Raw genomic sequence first — 7,896 nt, 5'->3', positions numbered from 1 at the left:
CTGACTATATATCGTGGTCTGAAGCTGGCAAGCCCCTGAGTGACCACAAGATGTCGCACATTTTTTAGGATGCCCGGATGACAGGCATATGACGGTTATCCACAGGCCCCCATTTCAGCTTGTTCTGCCTCAACTGCACGCCACTCCGGGCGTCGGACCGGACGCTCGGGGCCACGGCCCGCCGGGTGCCCTGCCCGCTTCGCGGACCTCAGGTCGTCCCTGCCACTGCGTTCAGTTCCGGCCGGATGTCTCGATATGAACAACCTCGCCGCAATGCTTGCAGTGCACCGCATCCGGGTCATGCTTCAGCAGCCCGCAGGTCTGACATTTCATGTTTACCTTGGCCGGCTGGATGATCGCGCGGGCCAGTTGCACAAACAATGCCACCCCCACCAGCATAATCAGCACAGACATCAGCTTGCCACCCGTCGTCTGCGGCGTGATATCGCCATATCCGGTTGTCGTGAGCGTGGTCACCGTGAAATAGAGCGCATCGATGTACCCGTTAAGCCCGTCCGCCTTGTCAGCGAACATGGCATGCACGACGGATGTGGTGAAAAATACGAAAACAAAGAGGTTTACGACTGCAATGACTGTCTCCTCATGGCGGCGGAACAACACGCTGGCGCGCCGCAGGTCCCGGAGCAGGTGATAGGAATGAATGATCCGCAAACCGCGCAGAATCCGCAGAAAAGCGATGTTCTGATGGATGAACGGCGAAATCAGCAGCGAAACGACCACCACGACATCGGCAAGTGTGTAAATCTTCAGCAGCATGGCCCGACGGTCCGGCGCAATCCATAAACGGGCAGCAAAATCCGTCGCGATCAGCATTCCGATCACCAGACCAGCCACTTCCATACCACGGGTCTGCTCCATCGGCGCAGTGACCAGAAAAGCCATGATGGTGATCAGATCAAAAGCGATCAGTGCGTAGCGAAAGCGTTCGGCGCGGCGCGTTGCGCCGGTATAAATCTCATCGACGGTTTTTCTGAGGGATCCCGGCATAGCTTCCGACCGACATTGATGCGCATGCTCCGCAGATCAACAACAGCCAGTTTCACGCCGTTTGTCAAACACCGCAGATGGCTCCGGGACATGCGCAGCCTGTCAGAGGCTGAGTTTATCACGCATGAACGCCAGCGCCACAGACAGTCCGTCCGGCGCGATCCCGTGCCCGGTGCCTTTCATGATGTGTGCAAAGACATCCTGCCAGCCTGCCTCCTGCAGCGCCTCTGCGGCCTCGGGCAGGGACTGTGGCGGCACCACATCATCCATGTCGCCATGCACAAGCAGCACCGGAGGGCGTACCACCACATCATCGGCCAGCGTCTCGGGGCTCAGCAAACGGCCCGAAAAAGCAACGATGCCGGCGATTTCATCTTCGCGGCGCGGCGCCACGTGCAGGGCCATCATCGTGCCCTGTGAAAAACCGAAAAGAACCACCTGTTCGGGCAGCACGTCTTCATCCACCATCAGCGCGTCGAGAAAGGCATTGAGATCATCCACCGCCTGAGACATGCCGCGCATGCTTTCCTCTTCGGAGGAGTTATCGATCCAGGGAATCGGAAACCACTGAAATCCCATCGGCGCGCCGGCACAGGCTTCCGGCGCGTCCGGTGCCACAAAAAGTGTATCCGGCAGGTGTTCACCCATCGGGTCGGCAAGCCCCAGCAGGTCAGCCCCGTTGGCACCATAGCCGTGCAGGAAAACCACAACCGAGCGTGTGTCGCCCGAGACCGGCGCGCGGCGCTCTGCATTCAGTACCCGTGTCATGTGATCCCGTCCCGTTGTTTCGCGTGCCTGTAGTACGCAAAGAGCAGACGCGCTGCAACCGACCGCCAGGGCGACCAGTTCACGGCCATCGCGCGCAGGTCGCGCTCAGCCGGACGGTCGGGCAGATCAAACAGCACCCGTGCCGCTTCCTGCAGTGCCAGATCGCCTGCGGCGAAGACATCCCGGCGCCCAAGGCTGAACATCGCATAGATCTCCGCCGTCCACACGCCGATGCCCGGCACCGCGGTCAGCGTTTCTACAATTTCTGCATCAGAGGCCACACGCAGCGCGTCATAATCGATGCCGGAACGGGCCAGCGCATGAGTGTAGCGGGCTTTCTGACGGCTGAGACCGAGACCGCGCAGGTCCTCTTCGGTGACGGCCAGCACAGCCTCCTCGCTGATCATGCCGGCCTGCTCGAGCCGGTCCTGAATGGCGCGGGCCGAGGCAACGCTTACCTGCTGGCTGACAATAGCGCTGAGCAATTGTGCAAAACCGTCGGGCCGGCGGCGCAGCGGCAGCGGACCGGTCACGCCCAGCGCCGCTGCAAAACGGGGTTCACAGCGGGCAAGCCACGCCGCCCCCTCGGCCACATCCGCATCCGTCTCAATCAGCCTCATGTCGGGCATGCCGTCTGCCAGGCAAGAGCCTCCTGCACAGTTCTGGCCAGAGGCAAATCCGGCGGCGGGGCCGGTCGGTTGATCATCAGAACCGGCAATTCCAGCGCACGCGCCGCTGCCAGTTTGGAAAAGCTGGCCGGCCCGCCCACATCCCGGCAAATCAGTCCGGTAACGGCCAGCTCTTTAAAAAGGCCGCACTCCTGAGCTTCAGAAAAGGGCGGCTGCCCCGGAACGATCGTGACGAAGGGCCACGGCGGCGTCGCTTCCGCCTGTCCGGTCTGGCGCAGAAAAAGCCGCTGCCCGGGGAAGGCTGCGTAATGGCGCAGACTGCCAAACCCTGTATTGCTGAAAATCCGCGCGTCCTGCGGCACGGCGCGGACGGCCTCTGAGATCGTCGGGAACCGGGTCCAGCGGTCGGCGGATGTTTGTGCCCAGCCGTCGCGCAGGACACGCAGGTACGGAATACCGCCAGTGCTGCAGATCTCTGCGGCCAAATTGCTGATATCATCATCAAAGGAATGGCTGGCATCAATTACCCGGCGCACTTCCTGCGCTGCCATCCAAGCCCGCATCTCATCCGCGTCCGAAAACCGGCCCGGTCGCACGGGCACCGGCAACGGCGGCACCCCGCGTTCAGGTTCCGGCAGGCTTGCGATCACCCTTGCACCGCTTTCAGCGAGCCCCGCCACGATCCCGTGCGCCTCGCGCGCGCCTGCCAGAACAAGGGTCGTGCCACTGTGCTTCATGGGCCGCACTGTGAGCCTCAAACGCAGCACAAACAAGGGGCTTGCGACGCCACGATGCGCAGCATAGTCAGGGGTTTATGGAAACCGCTCAGGACAGCCGTGCAAAGCGCAATGTCGTGGTACTGGTGCTTGCTCAGGCGATCCTGGGGGCCCAGATGCCAATGCTTTTTGTCGTTGGCGGCCTCGCGGGCCAGTCGCTGGCATCCAACATCTGTTTTGCTACACTGCCGATCACGCTGATCGTGCTGGGCTCTATGCTGGCCGCCAATCCGGTCTCCGCCATTATGCAGCGTTTCGGACGGCGCGCCGGGTTTTTCGTGGGCGCTGCGGGGGGGGCTGCCGGCGGTGCGGTTGGCGCCTGGGGGCTCTATACAGCATCCTTTCCGCTGCTGCTCACGGGTAGCCTGATCACCGGCATTTATTTCTCGGCACATGGATTTTACCGCTTTGCTGCAGCGGATATGGCGTCAGACACCTACAGGCCCCGCGCGATTTCTTATGTAATGGCCGGCGGCCTCGCCTCGGCGATCATCGGTCCACAGATCGTCAAACTCACGGCGGATGCCTGGGTGATCCCTTTCACCGGCACCTATATCGCCGTCATCGCGCTGAATATCGCGGGCTCAGCCCTGTTTCTGTTTCTGGACATTCCGAAACCCGCCCCGCCGGAACAGGATGCCCCGCGCGGGCGCAGCAGGCTGGAACTGTTAAGAACGCCGCGCATCGCAGTGGCCGTCATCTGTGCCACCGTCACCTATGCGCTGATGAATCTTGTGATGACATCGACGCCGCTCGCGGTGGTCGGATGCGGCTATGACAAGGCCCATGCAGCTGATATTGTCAGCGCCCACGTTCTGGCGATGTATGTTCCGTCGTTCTTTACCGGCCATCTGATAGCACGGTTCGGCACCCAGCGGATCATGGCGACGGGTCTTGTGATCCTGGCGGGTGCGGGCCTTGTGGCTCTCTCCGGTGTTGCGCTGGAGAACTTCTTTGTTGCGCTGATCCTGCTCGGGCTCGGCTGGAATTTCGGGTTCATCGGGGCGACGACAATGCTCGCAGGCGAGCACACCCCGGAAGAGCGCGGGCGCATGCAGGGAATAAATGACTTTATTGTCTTTGGCGGTGTCACGATTGCGTCTCTGTCCTCAGGCGGGCTGATGAACTGCTCCGGCGGAACACCGGAAGAAGGCTGGGTGGCGGTCAATCTGGCGATGATACCGTTTCTGGCTCTCGCGGGCTCGGCGCTGATCTGGCTGATGTTCCGTCCCGTGCGCCGGACCGTTTAGAGCCCTCGCTCCCGCTGTCGTGACGCTCCTCCCGCAGCAGCGCCACCGGGGATTGTCAGGACCACTGCCAGAGGCGAAAGCTGCGTTTCAGCGGGCTGAGGGCAAGTGTTCCCTCGGCCACCCGCACCGGATCGCGCGCGGCCTGTGACAGGATATCCCGGGCGGCAAAGGCTTCGGTCAGCGCAGGCCGCGCAGCGCGGGGCAGACCGCCGGGGTGTTTGCTGCCCGCCAGTGCCTCCGCGGCCAGTGCTGCAATCACGCCGGGGCGACCATCCACCATCGGGATCCGTCCTGCGGCCTCAAGCGCGGGCACCGCGCGAAGAAAACGGGCGAGACCCGCTGCATGGCCAGCGCGCCGGACCCGCGCCTCCGTTGCGGCATCGCCGCTGATGTCCGGGCAGAGCGCGCGGGCTGCAACCCACATCAGCCCGGCGGCCGTGCGATCAAGGTATTCCGCCATATGGGCTGCGTCTTCGAACGCGTCTTTCCCGATGTCCCAGCGGCGCGCCGCCACCAGCTGATCAAGGATCTCTGCCCCCTTCGCATCCAGTATTCTGCTCAGCGGGGTGACCACTTCGTGACGGCGCACAGGGCCGCCTGTGCCGATTTCCTCAAGCGCATCGCGCCACCACTGCAACCGCATCTCGGCGATCATCGGCTCAGCCGTCACCCAGGGTGCGCGCGAGACCTCGACGTTAAAGGCATAGAGCGCGAACAGCACGGGGCGGGCTGACGGCGGGCTGACCATCGTTGCGGCAAATCTCTCCGGGTCAGCTTTTTCAACAAGCGCCGCGCAGGCCGTGAGATCGGCGTCGAAAGTCACAGCTTGCGGACAGCGCAGAGCAGATAGCCGAAAACGTCCCGGTGCGCACGCCATGCTGCGGCCTCGGCGCCAGCCTCATCGAGAACCCGGTTCAGCGCCTCGCCCGCGCCGGGGCGCAGCTTTGCAATACGCTGATCAAGCGGCGCGTAATAGGCCTCCCATGCGTGATCCGGGACCCGGCGTGTGGCCAGAACCTGATACCCGGCAGCCTCTGCCTTTGACCGGATCCCCGCTTCATCGGTCATCTGAGGGTATTCCGCCCAGGCATCACGAGCAGCCTGTGGCCGGTCGTCGGTAAACCAGCAGGGCTCGGAGAAAACCACCGCCCCGCCGGGTGCCAGTGCATCACGCCAGAGGGTCAGCCCCGGCGTGATACCCAGAAAATAAAGCGCGCCGGCGCACCAGATCAGATCAAAGGGGCCGGTGATCTCTGCCATATCGCCCTGCCCCGCCGCCACACGCGGGTCGCCCGCAAAGCGACTGGTGGCAGCTTCAGCAAAGTGCGGCGTTTTATCCATTGCCGTTACATGACCTTCCGGTGCAACAGCAAGCAGGGCCGCAATGTCAGCACCCGGGCCGCAGGCGGCATCGCATATGCGCGCATCCGGCATCAGGCGCAGGACACCCGCCGCCCAGGCGACATCCTCCGGGCACCCCGGTCCTTCCCGCGGCAGACCCCGGTGCAACTCAAAAAACGCCTGCCAGTATGCATCGCTCACACAGCGGGCCCCCGGTCGCGCAGGATTTTCCAGCGGATCGCATCAAGCAGAGCCTCAAAGGAGGCATCGACTATGTTGGCTGACACGCCCACGGTCGACCAGCGGTGGCCTTGCCCGTCTTCACTGTCGATGATGACGCGGGTAACCGCTTCGGTGCCGCCCTGCGTGATCCGCACTTTGAAATCCACCAGCCGCATGTCGTCGATGATCGTCTGATACGGTCCGAGATCCTTGGCGAGCGCTTTGGCGAGCGCGTTCACCGGGCCCCGGTCGCTGCCCGTTTCATCCATCGATTCCGACACCGAGAGTTTCTTTTCCCCATCCACTTTGACGACAACCACAGCCTCCGAGAGACTGATCATTTTGTCATATTTGTTTTTGCGCCGCTCGACGGTGACCCGGTAGCGTTTCACTTCGAAAAACTCAGGCATCCGGCCAAGTGCGCTGCGCGCGAGGAGCTCAAAGCTCGCCTGCGCTGTGTCATAGGAATAGCCTTCGGCCTCACGCGCCTTGATCGTGTCGAGGATCAGCCCGAGCGCCGGATCGCCTTTTTCCACCCTGAGGCCAGCCGCTTCGAGGCGGCGGCGCAGGTTTGACTGCCCGGCCTGGTTGGACATCGGAATAATCCGCGCATTGCCGACCTCTGCCGGATCAATGTGCTCATAGGTCGTGGGGTCCTTGACGATTGCAGAGGCATGCAGCCCCGCCTTATGTGCAAAGGCCGAGGCACCGACAAAAGCCGACTGCGCGCGTGGCACCCGGTTGAGGATCTCATCCAGCATCCGCGAAGTGCGCGTCAGCGTTTTCAGCGCCTCTTCGCTGACGCCGGTTTCAAAGCGACTGGCGTATGGTTCTTTGAGCAGCAGCACCGGGATCAGTGCCGTCAGATTAGCATTGCCGCAGCGCTCGCCCAGACCGTTAAGCGTGCCCTGGATCTGACGCGCGCCGGCATCGACCGCCGCCAGCGTGCAGGCCACCGCGTTTTCGGTATCGTTATGTGTGTGGATGCCAAGCCGGTCGCCGGGGAGGCCCGCCGCAATCACTTCGGCCGTGATCCTGCCCACTTCTCCGGGCAGCGTGCCACCGTTGGTATCGCAGAGCACGATCCAGCGCGCACCGGCATCATATGCCGCCCGCAAAGCTTCGTGTGCGTATTCCGGGTTGGCCTTCCAGCCGTCAAAGAAGTGCTCCGCATCAAAGATCGCCTCGCGTCTGCGCGACGTGATATGGGCGATGGATTTCGCGATGTTTTCAGTGTTTTCAGAGAGGTCGATACCCAGCGCCGTGCGAACATGAAAATCATGGGTCTTGCCCACAAGACAAACCGCGGTCGTACCCGCGTTCATCACTGCGGCCAGTACATCGTCGTTCTCGGCGGAGACGCCGGTGCGTTTAGTCATGCCAAAGGCCGTCATGCGCGCGCGCGTCTCAGGCGCTGCGTCAAAGAACGCACTGTCCGTCGGGTTGGCCCCTGGCCAGCCGCCCTCGATATAGTCAACACCAAGCGCATCGAGCGCAGTGGCGATGGTGCGTTTTTCCTCGGTGGAAAACTGCACGCCCTGGGTCTGCTGCCCGTCGCGCAGGGTGGTGTCGTAAAGGTAAAGCCGTTCACGGGTCATGCGACAGCCCCGCGCTTTGTACGGGTTTGTCCGGCGTTGATGTCACGTTGGCGCGCGGCGCGCGATGAGGTCAGAAAGACGTTGTTGTGAATACCGTCAACCGAAGCTCCCGGCCGTAGTGCCTGATCAGCCCGCGCGCCAGAAAGGCTGACCTCGAACGAAACGACCGGAGCTTCCTTCTGAAGGCCGGGCCAGCTGCCCGGACAGCCCCCGACCGCCCCGCCGGGCGGGGGTTTCACCCCCACCCGCGGCCGGGGACTGTCCTCATGTCGGTGCCGGCTCATTTCAGGGCCTCGAGTTTGGC

The 7,896-nt window shown here is 62.8% G+C and carries 8 protein-coding genes; 1 reads left to right on the top strand and 7 read right to left on the bottom strand.

What is annotated here, in order from left to right:
* Positions 1–231 precede the first annotated feature (231 nt).
* From Q0M35_RS08555 to Q0M35_RS08540, 4 genes are all read right to left on the bottom strand, one after another.
* Positions 232–1,008 carry a potassium channel family protein gene (locus tag Q0M35_RS08555; RefSeq protein WP_295314158.1) on the bottom strand — a complete coding sequence of 259 codons (777 nt, stop codon included), beginning with the start codon at positions 1,006–1,008 and terminating at the stop codon, positions 232–234.
* Positions 1,009–1,110: 102 nt separating this feature from the next.
* The gene (locus tag Q0M35_RS08550) at positions 1,111–1,776 is read right to left on the bottom strand and encodes an alpha/beta fold hydrolase (protein WP_295314156.1); all 666 of its coding nucleotides are present in this window, start codon (positions 1,774–1,776) and stop codon (positions 1,111–1,113) included.
* Entirely contained in the window at positions 1,773–2,405 is a 633-nt protein-coding gene (locus Q0M35_RS08545; protein WP_295314154.1) for a DNA-3-methyladenine glycosylase 2 family protein, read from the bottom strand. Before Q0M35_RS08545 ends, Q0M35_RS08550 begins: the two co-directional genes overlap by 4 nt.
* On the bottom strand, positions 2,393–3,142 hold the full coding sequence (locus Q0M35_RS08540; RefSeq protein ID WP_295314152.1) for a precorrin-6A/cobalt-precorrin-6A reductase: 750 nt from the start codon (positions 3,140–3,142) through the stop codon (positions 2,393–2,395). Before Q0M35_RS08540 ends, Q0M35_RS08545 begins: the two co-directional genes overlap by 13 nt.
* Positions 3,143–3,219: 77 nt before the next feature.
* Between Q0M35_RS08540 and Q0M35_RS08535 the strand changes: the two genes are divergently transcribed.
* Positions 3,220–4,431 (top strand): MFS transporter, encoded by a 1,212-nt coding sequence (locus Q0M35_RS08535; RefSeq protein WP_295314150.1) that lies wholly within the window; start codon positions 3,220–3,222, stop codon positions 4,429–4,431.
* 55 nt (positions 4,432–4,486) lie between these two features.
* Here Q0M35_RS08535 and Q0M35_RS08530 read toward each other — a convergent pair whose 3' ends face one another.
* From Q0M35_RS08530 to cimA, 3 genes are read right to left on the bottom strand one after another with little or no spacing between them, the layout of a single operon-like run.
* Positions 4,487–5,254 (bottom strand): squalene/phytoene synthase family protein, encoded by a 768-nt coding sequence (locus Q0M35_RS08530; protein WP_295314148.1) that lies wholly within the window; start codon positions 5,252–5,254, stop codon positions 4,487–4,489.
* Positions 5,251–5,973, bottom strand: a complete 723-nt coding sequence (locus Q0M35_RS08525) for a class I SAM-dependent methyltransferase (protein ID WP_295314146.1) — start codon at positions 5,971–5,973, stop codon at positions 5,251–5,253. Before Q0M35_RS08525 ends, Q0M35_RS08530 begins: the two co-directional genes overlap by 4 nt.
* Positions 5,970–7,592 carry a citramalate synthase gene (gene cimA / locus Q0M35_RS08520; RefSeq protein WP_295314144.1) on the bottom strand — a complete coding sequence of 541 codons (1,623 nt, stop codon included), beginning with the start codon at positions 7,590–7,592 and terminating at the stop codon, positions 5,970–5,972. Before cimA ends, Q0M35_RS08525 begins: the two co-directional genes overlap by 4 nt.
* Between the last annotated feature and the right edge of the window lie 304 nt (positions 7,593–7,896).

The organism is Roseobacter sp., from assembly GCF_024639605.1.
In the GTDB taxonomy this organism is placed as follows: Bacteria; Pseudomonadota; Alphaproteobacteria; order Rhodobacterales; family Rhodobacteraceae; genus Roseobacter.
Note: the sequence above shows the minus strand (reverse complement) of the source record. Positions and strands in the feature narration are given on the sequence as shown.

Excerpts from the sequence above, each read along its gene's own strand:
- Q0M35_RS08555 (WP_295314158.1), bottom strand. The coding sequence starts at position 1,008 with ATGCCGGGATCCCTCAGAAAAACCGTCGATGAGATTTATACCGGCGCA.
- Q0M35_RS08550 (WP_295314156.1), bottom strand. The coding sequence starts at position 1,776 with ATGACACGGGTACTGAATGCAGAGCGCCGCGCGCCGGTCTCGGGCGAC.
- Q0M35_RS08545 (WP_295314154.1), bottom strand. The coding sequence starts at position 2,405 with ATGCCCGACATGAGGCTGATTGAGACGGATGCGGATGTGGCCGAGGGG.
- Q0M35_RS08540 (WP_295314152.1), bottom strand. The coding sequence starts at position 3,142 with ATGAAGCACAGTGGCACGACCCTTGTTCTGGCAGGCGCGCGCGAGGCG.
- Q0M35_RS08535 (WP_295314150.1), top strand. The coding sequence starts at position 3,220 with ATGGAAACCGCTCAGGACAGCCGTGCAAAGCGCAATGTCGTGGTACTG.
- cimA (WP_295314144.1), bottom strand. The coding sequence starts at position 7,592 with ATGACCCGTGAACGGCTTTACCTTTACGACACCACCCTGCGCGACGGG.